The organism is Streptomyces sp. NPDC037126, from assembly GCF_055605965.1.
The window spans coordinates 608,930-627,405 of the sequence record NZ_JBVJTD010000002.1; the positions used below are offsets into that span (position 1 = coordinate 608,930).

General features: G+C 71.7%; 16 protein-coding genes and 1 pseudogene. 5 read left to right on the plus strand and 12 right to left on the minus strand.

The window, feature by feature from the left end:
• Positions 1-124: 124 nt before the first annotated feature.
• On the minus strand, positions 125-739 hold the full coding sequence (locus ACZ7FF_RS07775; protein WP_470810341.1) for a TetR/AcrR family transcriptional regulator: 615 nt from the start codon (positions 737-739) through the stop codon (positions 125-127).
• Between the two features lie 247 nt (positions 740-986).
• Between ACZ7FF_RS07775 and ACZ7FF_RS07780 the strand changes: the two genes are divergently transcribed.
• Together ACZ7FF_RS07780 and ACZ7FF_RS07785 are read left to right on the plus strand one after the other, a co-directional pair.
• The gene (locus ACZ7FF_RS07780; protein ID WP_470810343.1) at positions 987-1,787 is read left to right on the plus strand and encodes a phosphatase PAP2 family protein; all 801 of its coding nucleotides are present in this window, start codon (positions 987-989) and stop codon (positions 1,785-1,787) included.
• Entirely contained in the window at positions 1,784-2,740 is a 957-nt protein-coding gene (locus tag ACZ7FF_RS07785; protein WP_470810344.1) for a hypothetical protein, read from the plus strand. The genes ACZ7FF_RS07780 and ACZ7FF_RS07785 overlap by 4 nt, the downstream gene beginning before the upstream one ends.
• A 78-nt stretch (positions 2,741-2,818) precedes the next feature.
• Here the strand turns inward: ACZ7FF_RS07785 and ACZ7FF_RS07790 are convergent, their stop codons facing one another.
• Positions 2,819-3,652 carry an LURP-one-related family protein gene (locus tag ACZ7FF_RS07790; RefSeq protein ID WP_470810345.1) on the minus strand — a complete coding sequence of 278 codons (834 nt, stop codon included), beginning with the start codon at positions 3,650-3,652 and terminating at the stop codon, positions 2,819-2,821.
• Between the two features lie 66 nt (positions 3,653-3,718).
• Positions 3,719-5,767 (minus strand): phosphocholine-specific phospholipase C, encoded by a 2,049-nt coding sequence (locus ACZ7FF_RS07795; RefSeq protein WP_470810346.1) that lies wholly within the window; start codon positions 5,765-5,767, stop codon positions 3,719-3,721.
• A gap of 217 nt (positions 5,768-5,984) precedes the next feature.
• Here ACZ7FF_RS07795 and ACZ7FF_RS07800 point away from each other — a divergent pair.
• Positions 5,985-6,095, plus strand: a pseudogene (locus ACZ7FF_RS07800) (oxidoreductase); the annotation flags it as partial.
• 42 nt (positions 6,096-6,137) lie between these two features.
• On the opposite strand, the gene ACZ7FF_RS07805 reads toward ACZ7FF_RS07800, so the two are convergent.
• The 7 genes from ACZ7FF_RS07805 to ACZ7FF_RS07835 form a co-directional block, all read right to left on the minus strand.
• The gene (locus tag ACZ7FF_RS07805) at positions 6,138-8,288 is read right to left on the minus strand and encodes a discoidin domain-containing protein (RefSeq protein ID WP_470810347.1); all 2,151 of its coding nucleotides are present in this window, start codon (positions 8,286-8,288) and stop codon (positions 6,138-6,140) included.
• An 83-nt stretch (positions 8,289-8,371) separates the two neighbouring features.
• A complete protein-coding gene (locus tag ACZ7FF_RS07810) occupies positions 8,372-9,979 on the minus strand; it encodes a glycoside hydrolase family 13 protein (RefSeq protein WP_470810348.1) in 1,608 nt (535 codons plus the stop codon).
• A 32-nt stretch (positions 9,980-10,011) separates the two neighbouring features.
• The gene (locus ACZ7FF_RS07815) at positions 10,012-10,890 is read right to left on the minus strand and encodes a carbohydrate ABC transporter permease (RefSeq protein WP_470810349.1); all 879 of its coding nucleotides are present in this window, start codon (positions 10,888-10,890) and stop codon (positions 10,012-10,014) included.
• Entirely contained in the window at positions 10,887-11,840 is a 954-nt protein-coding gene (locus tag ACZ7FF_RS07820) for a carbohydrate ABC transporter permease (RefSeq protein WP_470810351.1), read from the minus strand. The genes ACZ7FF_RS07815 and ACZ7FF_RS07820 overlap by 4 nt, the downstream gene beginning before the upstream one ends.
• Before the next feature lie 5 nt (positions 11,841-11,845).
• The gene (locus ACZ7FF_RS07825; protein WP_470810352.1) at positions 11,846-13,198 is read right to left on the minus strand and encodes an ABC transporter substrate-binding protein; all 1,353 of its coding nucleotides are present in this window, start codon (positions 13,196-13,198) and stop codon (positions 11,846-11,848) included.
• Positions 13,199-13,326: 128 nt separating this feature from the next.
• Positions 13,327-14,325 (minus strand): LacI family DNA-binding transcriptional regulator, encoded by a 999-nt coding sequence (locus tag ACZ7FF_RS07830; RefSeq protein ID WP_470810354.1) that lies wholly within the window; start codon positions 14,323-14,325, stop codon positions 13,327-13,329.
• 335 nt (positions 14,326-14,660) lie between these two features.
• Entirely contained in the window at positions 14,661-15,332 is a 672-nt protein-coding gene (locus tag ACZ7FF_RS07835) for an MmyB family transcriptional regulator (protein ID WP_470810356.1), read from the minus strand.
• Between the two features lie 257 nt (positions 15,333-15,589).
• Here ACZ7FF_RS07835 and ACZ7FF_RS07840 point away from each other — a divergent pair, with 257 nt between their 5' ends.
• Together ACZ7FF_RS07840 and ACZ7FF_RS07845 are read left to right on the plus strand one after the other, a co-directional pair.
• A complete protein-coding gene (locus ACZ7FF_RS07840; protein ID WP_470810357.1) occupies positions 15,590-16,246 on the plus strand; it encodes a helix-turn-helix domain-containing protein in 657 nt (218 codons plus the stop codon).
• Positions 16,247-16,401: 155 nt separating this feature from the next.
• Positions 16,402-16,629: a hypothetical protein gene (locus ACZ7FF_RS07845; protein WP_470810358.1), complete on the plus strand. Its 228-nt coding sequence runs from the start codon at positions 16,402-16,404 to the stop codon at positions 16,627-16,629.
• Positions 16,630-16,720: 91 nt separating this feature from the next.
• Here the strand turns inward: ACZ7FF_RS07845 and ACZ7FF_RS07850 are convergent, their stop codons facing one another.
• Together ACZ7FF_RS07850 and ACZ7FF_RS07855 are read right to left on the minus strand one after the other, a co-directional pair.
• Positions 16,721-17,398, minus strand: a complete 678-nt coding sequence (locus tag ACZ7FF_RS07850; protein WP_470810359.1) for a 4'-phosphopantetheinyl transferase family protein — start codon at positions 17,396-17,398, stop codon at positions 16,721-16,723.
• Complete coding sequence (locus ACZ7FF_RS07855) at positions 17,346-18,251, minus strand: metallophosphoesterase family protein (protein WP_470810361.1); 906 nt, start codon at positions 18,249-18,251, stop codon at positions 17,346-17,348. Before ACZ7FF_RS07855 ends, ACZ7FF_RS07850 begins: the two co-directional genes overlap by 53 nt.
• Between the last annotated feature and the right edge of the window lie 225 nt (positions 18,252-18,476).

Genomic DNA, 18,476 nt, shown 5'->3' on the forward strand with positions numbered 1-18,476 from the left:
GCCGGGTGGGGTTCCCCCCGCTCAAGAGGAACCCCACCCGGCCGGGGGTGCGCGCCGCCCCCGTCCCCACGGTGCGGCGCGATCAGGTCGCCGTTCAGTCATCCCGTGAACGGCGGCCTGGGTCTCAGGTCAGTCCGAGCGCGGGCAGCACGGTGGCCTCCACGAACCGGACCAGGTAGTCGGAGTCGGCGTACTGGCCGCTGAGCACCGGCCGGACGCGCAGCACGCCGAACATCATGGCGGGCACGTACTCCAGAGCCGGATTGTCCGCGCGGACCTCGCCCCGGGCCACGCCCCGGGCGAGCATCTCCTGCAGCGCGGCGATCTCCGGGTACACCAGCGCCTCGCGCAGCGCCTGGGCCAGTTCGTGGTCCGCCGTCACCGCGGGCCCGAGCGCCTGGAGCAGCCTGGTGTCCTTGCCGGACCAGTCGCCGGCGGCCCGGGCGGCCTCGCGCAGGTCCTCGGCGAGCGATCCGGTGTCGACGCCGGCGAAGCGCACCCGCCGGCTGGCCCGCAGCGCGGCCGCGACGAACTGGGGCTTGGTCTTCCACTGCCGGTAGAGCGTGGACTTGCTGCACCGGGTGGTGGCGGCGACGCCCTCCATGGTGACGGACTCGTAGCCGCACTCGCGGATCTGCTCCAGCACGGCGTCGAAGAACTCCCGCTCACGCTCCGGCGTGATCTTGGAGCGGCGCGAGGCGACGACCGACTCCGGTCCCTCCGCGGCCTGCGACGTCATGTGGCGCTTCCTCTCCTCGTGTCCGGCCGGTTCCCCGGCTCGCGGCCCGCTGCGGCAGTGCTCGAGCCGGGCCGACGACCCTGTTCCCAGTGTGTCGCACATCAATCGATACGCCAGTGTACCGGTACTCAGCCGTATCGGTACACTGGCGTATCGGTACGGGGACGTATCGATGGGATTCCGGGCCGCCGCGCCCGGCGCCCGACCGCACCACCACACGCACCACCGTCAGCGAAGGGGCCGGGGGATGACTGCCCGAACCGAGCCTGCCGAGGCAGAGACGGCGCCGGACGCCCTCGCGCGTCCGGCGCTCATACGTGAGTTTCTGCTGGTCGCCGGGCTCTTCCTGGTCTACAAGCTGGGTCGGCAACTGGCCACGGGACACACCTCGGACGCCTTCCGCAACGCCCACCGCGTATGGCACGCCGAACGGGCGCTGCACCTCCCCCGCGAGACCGCCGTGCAGTCCGCACTGCTGCACGGCGACACCCTCGTCCACCTCGCGAACACCTACTACGCGACCGTCCACTTCCCGGCCACGCTGGCGTTCCTGGCCTGGCTCTACGTCAGGCGGCCCGCGCACTACGTCTGGGCCCGCCGGGTGCTCGCGGTCGTCACCTCGGCCGCCCTGGTGCTGCCCTTCACGTTTCCGCTGGCCCCGCCGCGCATGCTGGCCGGGACCGGCCTGGTGGACACCGCCCGGGTCTACGGCCCGGACGTGTACGGCCCGCCGTCCAGCGACCACCTGTCCAACCAGTTCGCGGCGATGCCCTCCCTGCACTTCGGCTGGGCGCTGATGGTGGCGATCGGCCTGATCGCGGCCACCCGCTCCCGGTGGCGCCGGCTGTGGCTGCTGCACCCGCTGGTCACCCTGCTGGTGATCGTGGGCACGGCCAACCACTACTGGCTCGACGCGATCGTCGCCACGGCGATGCTGGGCGCCGCCCTCGCCGTCATCCACCCGCCGCGCCGGACCGCCGCGACGGCGGGCCGCGGCACCGGCCGGCTCGCCCCCCGCGAGCCCGTCCTGACAGGAGCGGGCCGATGAGCACCGCCACCCTGGCCGCGGTCGCGCTGTCGCTGGTGTCGGCCGTCGCCTACGCGCTGGCCGCCGTGGCCCAGGAGCGCCTGGCCGCCCGCAGTTCGGACGCCGGCCTGCTGCGGCTGCTCGGCACGGGCGCCTGGTGGTCGGCGGTCGGCCTGAACGCGGCCGCCGCGCTGCTGCACGTGGTGGCCCTCAAGTACGGTCCGCTGACCGTCGTACAGCCGCTCGGCGCGCTCACCCTGGTCGCGGCCGTGCCGCTCGGCGCGCGGGCGGCCGGACGGCGCGTCAGCACGGCGGAGTGGCGCGGTACGGCCCTGACGCTGCTCGGGCTCGGCGCCCTGCTGGTCACCGCCTCCGGGCCGGCGCCCGCACGGGTGCTCACCCTGCCTCAGGCACTCGCGGTCGCCGGTACGACCGCCGTCCTCATCGGCACCCTCTCCCGGCCCGGCGCCCGGCCCGGCCTGCGGCACGCCACCGCGTCCGGCTTCGCCTCCGGAGTCGCCTCGGCGCTCACCCAGACGGTGACCGTGGCCGCGACCGACCGCTCGGGGCCGTCGCTCGGCACCGAGGTGCCCGTGGTCGCCGTGCTCGTCGCCGCGTTCGCCGTCGGCGGGCTGCTGCTGTCGCAGACCGCCTACCGCGGCGGCCTCGGCGCCCCGCTGGCCGTGGTCACCCTCGCCAACCCGGTGGCCGCCGCGCTGATCGGGCTCACGCTGCTCGGACAGGGCCTGACGGGCGGCGCCGGCGGAGTGCTGCTGGCCCTGGCCGGGGCGGGTCTGGCCGCCTGGGGCGTGGTGCTGCTCACCCGGGTGCCGCCGGCGCCGGAGCCGGACGACGTCCATGACGACGACCACCCCGTGGCCGCGGTGCTGGCCCTGGAACCGGACACGGCGGCGGCGGAACCGGCACTGGTGCCGCGGCAGCCGGAACAGCCGGGACACCTCACGGCTCTGTGACCGAAAAGGACGGCGGCCGGTGCGCGCGAAGTCCGCGCGCACCGGCCGCCGTTGCCGTGGCCCCCGTGGCGGGCCGGCTCAGTTCCAGCCCCGCGAGTCCTGCTTGAGGGCGGTGTCGACGGTCAGGGCCGTCGCCACCACGAGGCTCAGCAGCGGCTCGGGCAGCTGGTAGTGGATCTGCAGGACGTAGTTGTCCGCGGTCGTGAACAGCGTCTTGGCGAGGCCTTCCCAGGTCTTGGTGATCCGGGCCACCTCGTTGTCCGCGTGGTCGACGATCGCGAAGTTCCACGCCCGCCAGTTCTCCGCCTTGATCGCGCCGACCTGCTGGCCGTTCGCGTTCATCGCGAAGTTGATCTTGCCGATCATGTTCTGCTGGACGATCTCGCCGACGGTCGAGCCGTCCGGACGGGTCACGATCACCCGGGACTTGAAGATCTTCGCGGGCCGGGTCAGCAGCAGCTGCGGCTGGCCGTAGGCGTCGCGGATCTCCAGCTTGTGGGTCATGAACTGGTCCCAGCTGGAGATGAAGCGGAAGATCTTCCTCAGCACCCCCTGGCCGACCTCGGTGACCGAGCCGAGCTCCCGGCCGTTCTGATCCATGACCTTGTACTCGTTGGTCACCTCGATCAGCTTGGCCTTCTGGTTCACCACCAGGACCGGCTCGGTGAACAGGGTGCCGCCACCGGGCCCGCCGGCCGCGACCCCGGCCTGCTGCTGCACCTGGCGCCGCACCCTGGGGTCGGCGGTCTGCTGCTGCGGGATCTGCGGGGCGGGCTGCTGGGCCGCCGGCGCCTGCTGCGCCTGCGGGTTCGTGTGCTCGGTCCACTGGGTGCCGTCCCAGTAGCGCAGCGTCTGGGGCGCCCCGTGCGGATCGGGGTACCAGCCTGCGGGAGTGTTCGATTGCGTGGTCACCGGGGCACACTACCCTGATCTGACCGGTACCTGACCAGTCCGCACGGAGCGGTCCTCATCGCCCGTTCACTCCGTCACGATCGCCGGGTCGCTGACGCCCGCCCGGCCGTTCTCGACGTGCCCGGCGAAGCCGCGCAGGAACGCCGGATCGGCTGCCGAGGTGACCGTCAGGTCGTACCAGCGCCGGCTCGCCGTCAGGTCCACGCGGTGCCGCACGGTCGCTCCGGGCCGCACGCTCACGGTGGCCGGGGCGCCGCCGTAGCCGCTCACGACCTTCAGCTTCACCGTGCCGGAACCCTTGTTGGTGAAGGTGAGTTCCACGTGTTCGCCGCGGTGCCGGGCGGTCACCTCGGGACCGGCCGTCCGGTTGCCGCCCTTGAAGACGCGCAGGAAGCCGTTGGGGCCGTGCACGGCGAGGTCGTAGGAGCCCCCCGAGTAGACCGAGTTCCAGTTGTCGGACAGGGACTTGCCGGCCTCCGTGGTGTACGACCAGGGGCCGTCGGTGCGGTTGCCGGAGGTGACGAGGAAGGCCGCGCCCGCGTGCGCCCCCGAGGCGAACGTGAGCGTGAAGGTGCCCGCCGTGGTGTCCGCCGAACCGTCCACCGCGGGTGCGTACCGCAGCGGGCGGGTGGGCCGGCTGCCGCGCTCCTGGCGGGGCAGGGACGGGTTCGCGGGCGGCTTGGGCACGTAGTCGGGGTGGCGGTCGTGGTCCGGCGGCAGGTAGCCCGCCGTGGACGGCAGCGCGACCGGCTTGGTGTCCTTGCGGGAGAAGTCGAAGGCGCTGGTCAGGTCGCCGCACACGGCACGCCGCCACGGCGAGACGTTCGGCTCGTGCACCCCGAAGCGGCGCTCGATGAACCGGATGATCGAGGTGTGGTCCAGGGTCTCGGAGCAGACGTAACCGCCCTTGCTCCACGGGGACACGACCAGCATCGGCACGCGCTGGCCGAGACCGTAGGGGCCGGCGACGTGGCTGCCGTCGCCCTTGAACACGTCGAGCGAGGCGTCTACCGTCGACTTGCCCTGCGCGCCGGAGGCCGGCGGGAACGGCGGGACCACATGGTCGAAGAAGCCGTCGTTCTCGTCGTAGGTGATGAACAGCGCGGTCCTGCTCCACACCTCGGGGTCGGCCGTCAGCGCGTCCAGGACCTGGGAGACGTACCAGGCGCCGTAGTTGGCGGGCCAGTTGGGGTGCTCGGTGAAGGCCTCGGGGGCGACGACCCAGGAGACCTGCGGCAGCTTGCCCGCCTTGACGTCGGCCTTCAGCTGGTCGAAGAAGCTCTCGCCGTTCTTGGCGTCGGTGCCGGTGCGGGCCTTGTCGTAGAGCGGGTCGCCCGGCTGGGCGTTGCGGTACTGGTTGAAGTAGAGGAGCGAGTTGTCGCCGTAGTTGCCGCGGTAGGCGTCGTTGATCCAGCCCCAGCCGCCGGCGGCGTCCAGGCCGTCGCCGACGTCCTGGTAGATCTTCCAGGAGACCCCGGCCCGCTCCAGGCGCTCGGGGTACGTGGTCCAGCCGTAGCCCGCCTCGTCGTTGCCGAGGACCGGGCCGCCGCCCTGGCCGTCGTTGCCGGTGTGCCCCGTCCACATGTAGTAGCGGTTGGGGTCGGTGGAGCCGATGAACGAGCAGTGGTAGGCGTCGCAGATGGTGAAGGCGTCCGCGAGCGCGTAGTGGAACGGGATGTCGTTCCGGTTCAGGTACGCCATCGTCGTCGAGGACTTGGCGGGCACCCACTTGTCGTACCTGCCGTTGCCGAAGGCGGCGTGGCCGTCGTTCCAGCCGTGCGGGAGGTCCTGGATGAAGGCGAGGCCCAGGTCGTCGGCGTCGGGGTGGAAGGGCAGGATGTCCTTCTTGCCGTCGGACTGCTGCCAGACCGAGCGGCCGTTCTGGGTCACCGGCCGCGGGTCGCCGAAGCCCCGGACTCCTCTGAGCGAGCCGAAGTAGTGGTCGAAGGAACGGTTCTCCTGCATCAGGACGACGATGTGCTCGACGTCCTCGACCGACCCGGTCCGGTGGTGGGCGGGCAGGGCGGCCGCCCGCTGGATGCTGCTGGACAACGCCGTGAACGCCGTGGTGGCGCCCGCTATCTGGAGGAAACGCCGCCGGTTTACTTCGGTCATGGGTTGAGGGTCCTCTCATCCTGACGTACGTGATGCCGTCAGATGACGGAATCTGCGCGCAGCGAGTGTTCCAAGAGCGACAAACGTCAGGGAAGGGTCCGGTGGCGCCCGTGTGAAACCCGGCGGTCCGTGAGGTGCTGATTCGGCCATGGACGACTTTGCCGGAGGGCTTCCGTCAGGCGGAAGTCGTCATTGCGGACCCTGGGCATCGGGATCACGTTACGGGGTCGCCCTCGCCCCGCAGGGCGAGACCGGCCTGCTCGATCTGGACGCGGTCCTGGACGGCACCGGCGACGGCGCCCTGGTGTACTGCTGCGGTCCGGGACCGTGGTGGCCCCCTTTGGCCGGGCGCCGGAGGGGGCCCCGGGTGTCAGCTCGCCGGATAGGCCTCCACCTCGCTGAACTGCCTTGCCGGCCAGCCCGTGTTGCCGCTGACCGTCAGGCGCAGGTAACGCAGGTTCGTGCCGCCCGGCAGTGACACGGTGGCGGTGTTGCCGGTGGCCGGGTCGAAGCGGTAGCCCTGGGAGCCGGCGACGGTGGAGTAGGTCGAGCCGTCGGTGCTGCCGAGCACGGTGACGGTCTGGGTGCGGGCGCCCCAGGCCGAGGAGGGCGGCAGCTTCAGCACCAGCCGGCGCACGGCGTAGGAGGAGCCGAGGTCGACCGTCAGGGACTGCGGGAAGGCGTTGTTGGTGGACTCCCAGTAGGAGTTCGCGTCGCCGTCGACCGCTTTGCCGGGCGTGTAGACGTCCTGCGAGCCGGTCGCGGTGGCCGGACGGCCCTTGGCGAGGTTGCGGTTCGGGTCGGGTTCCGGGTTGCCCTGGCCGGGCTGGGGCCAGGTGGAGCAGTCAGACCAGGTGCTGGACCAGCCGGAGTTGCCGCCGCCGTCGGTGAGCGCGAAGGAGCCGGAGGTCGCCGGGTAGGGGCAGTTGTAGACGCCGGCGGATCCGACGCCCGTGGCCGTGACGTTCCTGAAGGTGGCCGCGCCCTGCGCCTCGGCCTGGACGACGACCGTGCCGGTGCCTCGCACGGTCGCGCCGTCCACGGTGACGTTGCGGACGGGGTACCCCTGCCCGCCGCCGGAGACGAACTCGAAGGCGCTGTAGGGGCTGTCCGTGATCGTCGTGTCGGTGATGTTCACGGTCGCGTTGATCGCGCTGTCGTAGGAGTCGACGCGCAGGGCGCCCATCGGATGGTTCCAGTTGGGGTTCATCGCGCCGGCGCGCACCAGCGTGTTGCCGGCGACGGTGATGGTGCCGGACAGCGGGGAGAAGGGGTCCATGAACTTCTGGTTGGAGATCGCGATGCCGCTGCCGAGGGCGTTGGTGTCCGAGACCAGGTTGTCGCGCACGGTGATGTCGGTGCCGCCGTAGATGGCGATGCCGTTGGCGAGGTTGGGCTGCGAGACGGTGTTGTTCTCGAAGCTGGAGTCGGTGTCCGGGGAGTACAGCGACCACATGGCCAGGGAGTCGTCGCCCTGGTTGCGCAGGAAGTTGTCGCGGACGCGGACGCCCTTGGCGGTGCCGTTGAGGTTGATGCCGTCGGCGGTGGTGTCGAGGATGCGGTTGTTCTCGACGACGAGGTTGTCGTTGGTGCCGGTCAGCCACATCCCGCACTTCATGTGCTGGATCCACATGCCGGAGACCGAGGAGTTCGGCCCCAGGGAGCCGTTGACGAAGTTGTCCGGGCTGGAGTCGACGCGTTCGGTGACCTCGCCGATGACCGCGAAGTCCTTGATGTGGACGTTCCCCGAGGAACCGGACTGGTCGACGAACCGGGAGGTGTGGACGACCGAGTACCAGCTGCCCGCGCCCTGCAGGGTCACGTTCTGCACACCGTTGAGGGAGGAGGTGAGCCGGTAGTCGCCCGGCGGGATCCAGACCGTGCCGCCCTGGGCCGCGGCGACGGCGTCCCGGAAGGCCTGCGTGGAGTCGCCGCCGCCGCTCGGGTCGGCGCCCTTGGAGACGACGGACACCGAACCGGCCGGCTGTGCGGCGGCCGCGGCGACCTGCTCGAAGTCGGCGACGTCCACGGTGACCTGGACATTGGTCGCCACGAACGCGACCTTGTCACCGGCCTGGACGTTCTGGCCCAGCAGCAGCCGGGCGTCGTCGAAGAAGTGGTGCGTCCTGCTGCCGGTGATCCAGCCGGTGTCGACGTACGAGTACCTGGACGTCACCGGAAGGGTCCTGCTCAGCCGGATGCCGTTGACGTAGACGTCGAGCGAGCCGGACTGGCCGTCGGGGACGCTGTAGGAGAGGTTCACCGCGTCGGCCACGCGCGGCACGGTGAACTCCACGCGCTGCCCCGAGGTCAGCCGGACCGCCTGGCGGCCGGAGGCCTCCGAGGCGAGGGTGCCCTGGGTGTAGTCGGGGCCGATCTTCGTGCCGCTGGTCGTCGCCGACTCCGCCTCCACCGAGGTGAAGGGGAGGGAGGCGCCGGGGGGCGCCGCGTGGGCGGCGGGGGCGACGGCGACGAGCGTGCCCGCGGCGAGGGCGACGACCGCCGCCCCCAATGCTGGCATGCTCCTGACACTTCTGTGCGTACCGGCGTACATGGGCTGATCCCTTCGTGGTGGGGGTGCGTGGGACAGCGGTGCGAGGCGGCTCAGGCGTGCAGCCAGGCCGCCGTGTCCTGCGGCAGCCGGCCCGCGTCGTCCAGCGGGCCGCTGCTCAGCAGGAGCCGGGAGTGCGCGGGCAGTCGGGCGGGCGCGGGCGCGAGGTTGACCACGCACATCACCCCCTCCGCGCGGGAGAAGGCGAGGACGCCGTCGGGAGCCGGGAGCCAGGTCAGCGGGGAGTCGCCGAACACCGGGCGCAGGGCGATCGCCCCGCGGTACAGGGTGAGCATCGACCGGGGGTCGTACCGCTGGCGGTCGACCGCGTACGCGGGCCAGTCCACCGGCTGCGGCAGCCACGGCTCCTCGCGCGAGCCGAATCCCGCGTACGGCATCCCGGCGGCCCAGGGCAGCGGTACCCGGCAGCCGTCCCGGCCGGGGTCCGCGCCCCGCGAGCGGAGGAACATCGGATCCTGGATGCGCCCGGCCGGGATCTCCACCTCGGGCAGGCCCAGTTCCTCGCCCTGGTAGAGGTACACCGAGCCGGGCAGCGCCAGGGAGAGCAGGCAGGCCGCCCGTGCCCTGCGGGTGCCGCGCGCCAGGTCGGTCGGGGTGCCGAAGGCCTTGGTGGCGAAGTCGAAGGCGGTGTCCTCGCGGCCGTACCGGGTGACCGTGCGGGTGACGTCGTGGTTGCACAGCACCCAGGTGGCCGGGGCGCCGACCGGGGCGTGCTCGGCGAGGGTGGTGTCGATCGACGCGCGCAGCCGCGCGGCGTCCCAGGGGCAGGACAGGAACGAGAAGTTGAAGGCCGTGTGCAGCTCGTCGGGGCGCAGGTAGCGGGCGAAGCGCTCGGCGTCGGGGAGCCAGACCTCGCCGACGAACACGCCGTCGTAGACGTCGGCCACGGCACGCCAGGAGCGGTAGACGTCGTGGAGCTCGTCGCGGTCGACGAACGGGTGCGGCCGCGGGTCCGTGGCCAGGTCGGGCAGGTCCGGGTCCTTGGCGAGCAGGGCGGCCGAGTCGATGCGGACGCCCGCGACGCCCCGCTCGAACCAGAAGCGCAGGATGTCCTCGTGCTCCTGGCGGACGGCAGGGTGGGCCCAGTTGAGGTCCGGCTGCTCGGGGGTGAACAGATGCAGGTACCAGTCGCCGTCGGACAGCCGGGTCCACACCGGCTCGGTGGAGCCGGCGAACTGCGAGGGCCAGTCGTTCGGCGGGAGTTCGCCCCGCGGTCCGCGCCCGGGCCGGAAGTGGAACAGCTCCCGCTCCGGGCTCCCGGGCCCGGCGGCGAGGGCGGCCCGGAACCAGGGGTGCCGGTCGGAGACGTGGTTGGGCACGATGTCGACGATGGTGCGGATGCCCAGTTCCCGCGCCTCGGCGATGAGCTTCTCCGCCTCGGCGAGGGTGCCGAACGCCGGGTCGATCGCCCGGTAGTCGGCGACGTCGTACCCGCCGTCCTTCATCGGCGACAGGTACCAGGGGTTGAACCACAGGGCGTCCACGCCGAGTTCGGCCAGGTACGGCAGCCGGGCACGGACGCCCGCGAGGTCGCCGGTGCCGTCTCCGTCGCCGTCCGCGAAGCTGCGGACGTACACCTGGTAGATGACGGCGGAGCGCCACCAGTCGGGGTCGTTCCGGTCAGGGGTGGGCTGTCCCACTGGGCTTCCCTTTCTGTAGACGGGAGTCGGCGTCAGCCCTTGGTGCTGCCCGCGCTGATCCCGGCGATGATGTGCCGCTGGAAGACGAGGAACAGCGCCACCATCGGGATGCTGGCGATCACCATCGCGGCGATGAGCACGGTGAGCTGGATGTTCTGCGACAGCTGGACCAGGGCCACGCTGATCGGCTGCTCGTCGGTGTCGGAGAAGACCATCAGCGGCCACAGGAAGTCCTGCCAGACGGCGACCAGCGCGAAGATCGACACGACGCCGAGCACCGGCCGGGACATGGGCAGCACGACCGACCACAGGATGCGCAGCTTGCCGGCGCCGTCGATCTCTGCGGCCTCCAGCACGTCGCGGGGCAGCTGGTCGAAGAACCGCTTGAGCAGATAGAGGTTGAAGGCGTTGGCGACGGCGGGGAGCCAGATACCGAGGGGGTCGTTGAGCAGGCTGGTGTGGAGCAGCGGCAGGTCGGCGACCGTCAGGTACTTGGGGACGACGAGCGCCTGCGCCGGCACCATCAGGGTGGCGAGGATGCCGCCGAGGACCACCTTGCCGAAGGCCGGTCTCAGCCTGGACAGGGCGTAGGCCGCGGCCGTGCAGAAGACCAGTTGGAACGCCCACGCGCCGGCCGCCTGGACGAGCGTGTTCCACAGGTGCTCCGGGAGCTGCATCAGGTCCCAGGCGTCGGTGTAGCCACCGAGGTGCCAGTGCCGCGGGACGAGTGTGGGCGGGGTGCGGGCCACCTCGTCCGGGGACTTCATCGCCCCGGTCACCATCCAGTAGACGGGGAAGAGGAACGCGAGCGCGAAGAGAACGACGACGGCCGTGAACACCGTCCAGTAGATCGCCCTGCCGCGGGGGCGGGCGAGGGTGGCCGGGGAGATCAGGGTGCGGGTGGCGCTCATGCGTCCCCCTCGGAGCGGGTGAGCCGCAGGTAGACGGCGGAGAAGGCGCCGAGCAGGACCAGGAGCATCACGCTCAGGGCGCAGGCGCCGCCGAAGTCGTTGTAGAGGAAGGCGTACTTGTAGATGAGGTAGAGGACGGTGACGGTGGCGTTCTCGGGGCCGCCGCCGGTGATGACGAACGGTTCGGTGAACACCTGCATGGTGGCGATGATCTGGAGGAGCATCAGCATCAGGATCACGAACCGGGTCTGCGGGACCGTGACGTGCCGGACACGCTGGAGCAGGTTCGCGCCGTCCAGTTCGGCCGCCTCGTACAGCTCTCCGGGGATGGACTGGAGCGCGGCCAGGTAGACGAGGACGGTGCCGCCCATGTTGGCCCAGGTCGCCACGATCACCAGGGACACCAGCGCGGTGTCGGTGCCGTTGGACCAGTTCGAGGTGGGCAGGTGGAGCAGGCGCAGCGCCTCGTTGGCGAGGCCGGCTCCGGGGTCGTAGAACCACTTCCACAGCAGCGCGCTGACCACCGGCGGGATCATCACCGGCAGGTAGACCACGACCCGGAAGAAGGCCTTCGCGTGCCGCAGTTCGTTGAGGACGAGCGCGAGGACGAAGGGGATCGCGAACCCGATGAGCAGGGCCAGCAGGGTGAAGTACAGGGTGTTGCGCCAGGCCGCCGAGAACTCCGGGTCGTGCAGGACGCGGGTGAAGTTGGCGGTGCCGACCCACTGGGGCGGCGAGCCGGGCGTGTACTTCTGGAAGGCGATCACGACCGCGCGGATCGCCGGGTACCAGGAGAACAGGGCGAAGCAGATCAGGGCGCCGAGGAGGAAGGCGTAGGCGCGGGCCTGGTCGAGGAGGCGGCGCCGCCTCCGGTCCCCTGCCGGGGGCGGCGCCGGGACCGGGTGGACGGCGGCCGTCGCCGGGGACTGCCGCTCGGCCGTCTTCGTCATGGCGGTCAGCCCCGGGCCAGGATGCTGTCGATCTTGCCGGACGCGTCCTTGAGGAGCTGGTCGATGTCGGCGTCCTTCTTGGTGAGGACGGCGGACACGGTGCCGTCGAGGACGGAGTAGAGCTGCTGGGCGTCGGTCGGCTCGATCTTCATCCGCAGCTTCTGGTTGCCGTCGAGGAAGGCCTGGTAGTTCTCCACCGGCACATTGGCGTTGGCCTTCTTGACCTGCTGGTCCCTGGCGTCGGCGGCGCCGGTGAACAGACGCGGCTCGGGCAGTCCGACGGGGGCGTCGTTCTTCTTGGCCCGGGCGTAGTCGCCGAGGAAGCCGGAGCCGGGGGTGAGGAACATGTGGTCGAGCCACTTCAGGCCGGCCCGTATCTGGGCGGGCGTGTCGTGCCTGTCGAACATGTAGCCGTCGCCGCCGATGAGGGTGCCCTGGCCGCCGGGCATGGGGCCGATGGCGATGTCGTCGTAGTTCGCGCCCTTCTCCTTGACCAGGATCGGGATGTTGTCCGGGGCGGAGAGGTACATGCCGAGCTTGCCCGCGCCCATCATCTGCTGCACGTCGTTGATGACGAGAAGCTGCTTGCTGCCCATGGAGTCGTCGGTCCACCGCATGTCGTGGAGGTTCTGCAGGACGGCACGGCCCTGGGGGGTGTCGATCGTCGCCTTCTTGCCGTCGGCACCGACCACGTCGCCGCCCTGCGAGTACAGCTCGGCGGTGAAGTGCCAGCCGCCCTGGTTCTGGGCGCTGTAGTCGGCGTATCCGACGGTGCCGTCGCCGAGCGCGGCGATCCGCTTGGCGTCGGCGCGGACCTCGTCCCAGGTCGCCGGGGGCCTGTCGGGGTCGAGGCCGGCCTTCTGGAACAGCTTGCGGTTGTAGATCAGGCCCATGGAGTAGCCCGTGCGCGGGATGCCGTAGACCTTGCCGTCGACGGTGTAGATGTCCCTCAGCTGCTGCTGGATGGTGTCGTAACTCTTGAGATCCTTGAGGTACGGCGTGAGATCGGCGGCCTGGTTGACGTCCACCACGTGCCTGGCGTCGGTGAAGTACGTGTAGAACACGTCCTCCATCTGGCCGCCGGCGAGCTTGGCGTCGAAGGTCTTCGGGTCCTGGCAGGGGAAGGCGTCGTGCGCGACGACGTCGACGTCCGGGTGCTGCCTCTCGAAGGAGGCGACGTCCTCCTCGAAGAACTTCCGGTCGGTCTTGGCGCTCTTCGGCGGCTCGCAGTTGACGGTGATGCGGGTCTTGCCGCCCGCCGCGCCGTCGCCGCCCGAACCGCAGGCGGTGGCGGCGAGGGCGAGGGAGGAACAGACGCCGATCGCGACGAAGGTACGGCGGAACCCGGTGCGTGTCATCGGTGGACCCCTCATGGCACTCGTGGCAGGAGCGGTGGGCGCCGCACACTCAAGCACCGCCGACATCCCTCCGCAAGATATCGCGCGAAATCTGTAATTACTCGACAGCAGTTCGGATCTCTTGGATCTCAGTCGCGCGGCGCTTGCGCCGTCGAGCCGCGGACCACCAGCTCCGGCTCGAACAGAAGCTCCTCGGCGGGTACGGCGGCGCCTCCGATCTGCACGTTCAGCAGTTCCACGGCCGCGCGGCCCATGGCCTCGATCGGCTGGCGCACGGTGGTGAGCGGGGGTTCGGTGCAGTTCATGAACGCGGAGTCGTCGTAGCCGACGACGGAGATCCGCCCCGGGACGCCGAGTCCCTTGCGCCGGGCGGCCCGCACCGCGCCGAGGGCGAGGGGGTCGCTGGCGCAGATGATGCCGGTGACACCCCGGTCGATCAGCCGGGAGGCGGCGGCGTGACCGCCCTCGATGGAGAAGATGGCCCGCGCGACGAACTCCTCGGGCAGGTCGCCGGCGATGGCCCGGGCCGCGACCAGCTTGCGCGCCGAGGGCACGTGGTCGCCGGGGCCGAGCACCAGGCCGATGCGCTCGTGGCCGAGGGAGGCCAGGTGCCGCCAGGCCTGTTCGACGGCGACCGCGTCGTCGCAGGACACGCCCGGGAAGCCGAGGTGTTCGATGGCCGCGTTCACCAGCACGACGGGGATGTTGCGCTCGGCGAGCTGCCGGTAGTGGTCGTGCGGGGCGTCGGCCTGGGCGTAGAGGCCGCCGGCGAAGACGACACCGGAGACCTGCTGTTGCAGCAGCAGCTCGACGTAGTCCGCCTCCGAGACCCCGCCCTTGGTCTGCGTGCACAGCACCGGGGTGAGGCCCAGCTGGGCGAGCGCGCCGCCGATGACCTCGGCGAACGCCGGGAAGATGGGGTTCTGCAGCTCCGGAAGGACCAGGCCGACGAGCCGGGCGCGCTCCCCGCGCAGCTGGGTGGGGCGCTCGTAGCCGAGCACGTCCAGGGCCGTCAGCACCGCCTGCCGCGTGGCATCGGACACCCCGGGCTTCCCGTTGAGCACCCGGCTGACCGTGGCCTCACTGACCCCGACCTTCTTCGCCACTTCCGCAAGTCGTCGCGTCATGCACGCAAGCGTAGCGCAAGTTACGCAAGCTGTTTGCGTAAGCGGAGCCGCGGCGAGAGCCGGAGCGGGGGCACGGGGTTGGCTGACGGCAGGGCGGTGGTGTAGGCGGCCGAAAGCGGCTCAGCTTCAGCCTCCCCGGTCTCGGACGCCGGCCCTCAGGCGCCCACACCCCCCAGGGGCGCTCCTCGGGCGCCCTCACTCGGGCCGCGCGCCCCGCGGACGCTCCTCGGGTGCCCTCGTTCAGGCCGCGGCCCGGTGGCGCTCCCTCGACGGCGGCCGGGGCAAAGGCCTCGCGCTCGTGCCCGGGCCCCGCTCCCGGACGGTGGTCGCCCGTGTCAGTCCTCGGGTGGCGGTACGACCGTCAGGTGGCCCGGGGTGTCCCGGGGACGGCGGGGGCGGCGGGTCGGGGCGGCGGGGCGGCGGGGGTCGCGCAGGACCATCGTCAGGCGCAGATAGCCCAGCTCACGCAGGGTCCCCGGGGTCTCGTCGACGACGCGGCACTCGGTGGTACCGCGGCGCGGGTCGGGGTGCAGCAGCAGCCGTACGGCCCCGTCGAGCCGGGTCGCGGCCTCGCCCACGGCGTGGATCCAGTACGGCAGCCCCTGCCGGTAGGCGGCCTCCATGATCGGGTCCTGGGCGATGTCCCGGCGGACCGCCTGGAGTTCGGGGTCGTGGCCGTACCGCTCGAGGGCGCCCTTCAGATGGGCCAGCATCGGCAGGCACCACCCCGCCTCGTGGTCGCCGAGGACATGCCCCGCGTCAGGATGGAACAGGACGAACCGCAGGAAGTTCTCCACGGGCATGGCCGTCGGATGCGGCCGCACACCCCGGAAGAGTGTCTCGAACGCGCCGTTGGCCATGACCACGTCCCAGCGGTGGTCGACGACCAGGGACGGAGACAGGACGGAGTCCAGCAGCGCGGCGTAGTCCTGCAGGTACGCCTGGGTCTCGGAGGTCTCGGGGACGGGCCGCGGTGCCGGCCGCTGCCCTCCTGCCTGATGTGCCATCGGGAGGTCACCCCTCTTGCCTCTGCGGCCTTCACGCGGCGATGCGATCCTGCTTCCCCGCCACGATCGGTGTCAACTATCGTGGCATTTCATGCCGGTTGACGGCTGAAATTCGCCACAGTTGTGGCGACACCTGGATGTGAGTTCGAGGCACCGGCTACTCTCCGGGAAGTTCACGGCGACCGCCGGTCCTGGTACCGAGCATGCGGGAAGCACGGACGCACCTGTTGCCCCCGAGAGACGTAGGAGTTCTGTCGGTGACGGATGGCTACGAGGATCCGGACGCCGCGGCGACCGCCCAGCTGCCGGCCGTCGTCGCCCGCGTCACCGCGCTCGCCGAGCGGCTCGGCGTATCGCACGCCGAGGTCTTCGACGTCGCCCGGCTCTCGGTCTCCTGTGGGGTCCCCGAGCCGGTGGTCAAGGCCCTGCTGAGCGGCCGGCCCGCGGGCGAACCGGACGTGCAGGCACGGTTCCTGCAGCGCCTGGACCTGCTGCGGCGAAGTCGGCTGAAGCCCAACGGCCGCAGGTACACCCAGCAGGAGATCGCCGACGGCGCGGGCATGTCCCGGCAGCAGGCCGGCGCCCTCATCAACGGCGACCGGCGGCCCACCATGGAGCACTGCGACGCGCTGCAGCGGTTCTTCCGGGTGCACGCGGGCTTCCTCACCGCCGAGGACCCGGAGGCGCTCGCGGGCGCGCTCCAGCGCACCGAGCAGGAGCTGCTGCAGAAGCTCGCCGACCGCGAGCGGGCCGCGGCCGCGGCCGCCGAGGACCCGCTGGAGCGGCTGCTGCAGGACCACGGCGTGCGCGGAATCGCCTGGCGGGCCGCGCAGTTGCCCACCGACCAGCACCGCGACAAGGTCGCCGAGTGGCTGGACATGCTCCTGGAGAGCGTCAAGCGGCCCGAGGGCTGACCGGGCGGCCGGCGCCCCCGGCGGGGTGCGGTTCCACCCCGCCAAGCGGGCGAACCGGGGCGGGGCCGGGCGGCGTTGTCAGTGGTGGGCGGCAAGCTGGAGGTGTGCGCCCGCCGGGCGCGCGACCGTGACGCCTATTCGGGGAGAGCCGACCGATGCCCACCGCCGTACTGACCGACCGTGAGCGCACCGCCGTCCAGGCCTATCTGCGGCTGCTGCACACGGTGCGCGCATCCTTCGACGGACCACCGGACGGCGCCCGGCCGGTCGTCGTCCCGCCCGTCGTGCTCGCCGAGGCGGACGCGGCGCTGGAGCGTGCGGGACTGGCGGGCAACGAGACGGAGTTCTTCCGGCTGCTGCAGGAGTGGTGCCCGAACGCCTGACCGCCGCCTCGGGGCCGGGCGGCCGTCGTCGTCCCGCGCGGCGTGGCGCGCCGGCGGCGGCCGCCTCTCGTCGGGGACGGGGGCCGCCCCGTCAGTGCGGTACGACGACCGAGGTGGTCACCACGGAGGCCCGTACGGCCCAGCGGCCCTCGAAGGCCTGGAGCCGGCGGTCGCCGACCCGGGGGCCGGGGACGAGGAGTTCGGCGCGCAGGGTGCCGGCCGCGGCCCCGTCGGGGCCCGGGTGCAGGGTGATGTCGGCCTCGGAGAAGTCCAGCCACTTACGGGTGAGGGGGTACCAGGCCTTGTAGACCGACTCCTTGGCGCTGAACAGGATCCGGTCCCAGTGCACGGCGGGCTGCTGCCGGGCGAGCCGGGTGAGCCGCTCGATCTCGGCGGGCAGGAAGACGGACGCGCCGACCCCCTCTGGAAGCGGCCCGTTCGGTTCGGCGTCGATGCCCAGCGACGCCAGGTCGGTGGCGCGGACCAGGGCGGCAGCACAGTAGCCGTCGCAGTGGGTCATGCTGCCGACGAGACCGGCGGGCCACTGCGGGGCGCCCCGCTCGCCGCTGACGACGGGCTGGGGCGGTACGCCGAGCTTCTCCATGGCACGCCGGGCGCAGCCGCGTACGGCGGCGAACTCGCGGCGCCGCTTGTCCACGGCGCGCGCGACGAGCGCCGCCTCCTCCGGGTAGAGCGGGGCGTCCCACAGCGGGTCGTCATGGTGTGCCTCCACGGCCACGACCGACTCCGGGAGCAGCTCCTGGATCACCTGCTTCTACCTCCATAGGCAGGATACGGCGCAGCCTTCCCGGCGGTTCCGGGCGCTTGCGCCACTCACGGGGGTATCCCACGGAGACCTCGGTGAAGCGGACTCCGTCGTGCCACGTGGTGCGGGGTATGTGCAGATGGCCGTAGACCATGGTGGCGACGCGGAACCGGCGGTGCCAGTCGGCGGTCAGCCGAGTGCCGCACCACATGGCGAACTCGGGGTGCCACAGGACCTCGGTGGGGTGCCGGTCCAGGGGGTAGTGGTTGGCCAGCACGGTCGGGAGGTCGTCGGGCAGCGCGGCGAGCCGGCGCTCGGTCTCCTCGACCCGTGCCCGGCACCACGCGTCACGGGTCGGATAGGGGTCCGGGTGCAGCAGGTACTCGTCGTTGCAGACGATGCCGGTGCTCTCCGCGTAGGCCAGGCCCTCGGCCTTGGTGGCGCAGCCGGCGGGCAGGAACGAGTAGTCGTAGAGCAGGAACAGCGGGGCGACGGCGACCGGGCCGCCGGGGCCCTGCCACACCGGGTAGGGGTCCTCGGGTGTGACCACGCCCAGTTCCCGGCAGACCTCGACCAGGTGCTCGTAGCGGGCGACTCCGCGCAGGGTGACGGTGTCCCGGGGGTGGGTCCACAGGTCGTGGTTGCCGGGCGCCCACAGCACCTTGCGGAAACGGCCCGCGAGCGTGGCGAGGGTCCAGCGGATGTCGGCGACCGTCTCCGCGATGTCACCGGCGACGATGAGCCAGTCCTCGTCGCTGCCCGGACGCATCCCCTCGACCAGGGCGCGGTTCTCCGCATAGGTGATGTGCAGGTCGCTGATGGCCAGCAGCTGTCCGGCCCCGGCCGTCGACTCCACTCCCGGCCCCCTTTGATGATCGGCTCGCCGGCTCCACAAGAACACATACCGGGACCGGGGGACAAGTGGCCTCCCGGCCTCGTGTCGGGGCCTCGGCCGGTGGGGCCGGCGGGCGTTCCCCGGGGGCGGCGGCGCGCCCCGGGTCGGACACGGAAAGCCGGTGGACGGTCACCGCCAATCCGTAACATCCGCGTGGCACGCGCGGCCCGTTGAAAGCCGTATGAT

Bases quoted from the DNA above. Each gene is read 5' to 3' on its own strand.
- ACZ7FF_RS07775 (WP_470810341.1), bottom strand. From the start codon at position 739: ATGACGTCGCAGGCCGCGGAGGGACCGGAGTCGGTCGTCGCCTCGCGC.
- ACZ7FF_RS07780 (WP_470810343.1), top strand. From the start codon at position 987: ATGACTGCCCGAACCGAGCCTGCCGAGGCAGAGACGGCGCCGGACGCC.
- ACZ7FF_RS07785 (WP_470810344.1), top strand. From the start codon at position 1,784: ATGAGCACCGCCACCCTGGCCGCGGTCGCGCTGTCGCTGGTGTCGGCC.
- ACZ7FF_RS07795 (WP_470810346.1), bottom strand. From the start codon at position 5,767: ATGACCGAAGTAAACCGGCGGCGTTTCCTCCAGATAGCGGGCGCCACC.
- ACZ7FF_RS07805 (WP_470810347.1), bottom strand. From the start codon at position 8,288: ATGCCAGCATTGGGGGCGGCGGTCGTCGCCCTCGCCGCGGGCACGCTC.
- ACZ7FF_RS07815 (WP_470810349.1), bottom strand. From the start codon at position 10,890: ATGAGCGCCACCCGCACCCTGATCTCCCCGGCCACCCTCGCCCGCCCC.
- ACZ7FF_RS07820 (WP_470810351.1), bottom strand. From the start codon at position 11,840: ATGACGAAGACGGCCGAGCGGCAGTCCCCGGCGACGGCCGCCGTCCAC.
- ACZ7FF_RS07825 (WP_470810352.1), bottom strand. From the start codon at position 13,198: ATGACACGCACCGGGTTCCGCCGTACCTTCGTCGCGATCGGCGTCTGT.
- ACZ7FF_RS07830 (WP_470810354.1), bottom strand. From the start codon at position 14,325: ATGACGCGACGACTTGCGGAAGTGGCGAAGAAGGTCGGGGTCAGTGAG.
- ACZ7FF_RS07835 (WP_470810356.1), bottom strand. From the start codon at position 15,332: ATGGCACATCAGGCAGGAGGGCAGCGGCCGGCACCGCGGCCCGTCCCC.
- ACZ7FF_RS07845 (WP_470810358.1), top strand. From the start codon at position 16,402: ATGCCCACCGCCGTACTGACCGACCGTGAGCGCACCGCCGTCCAGGCC.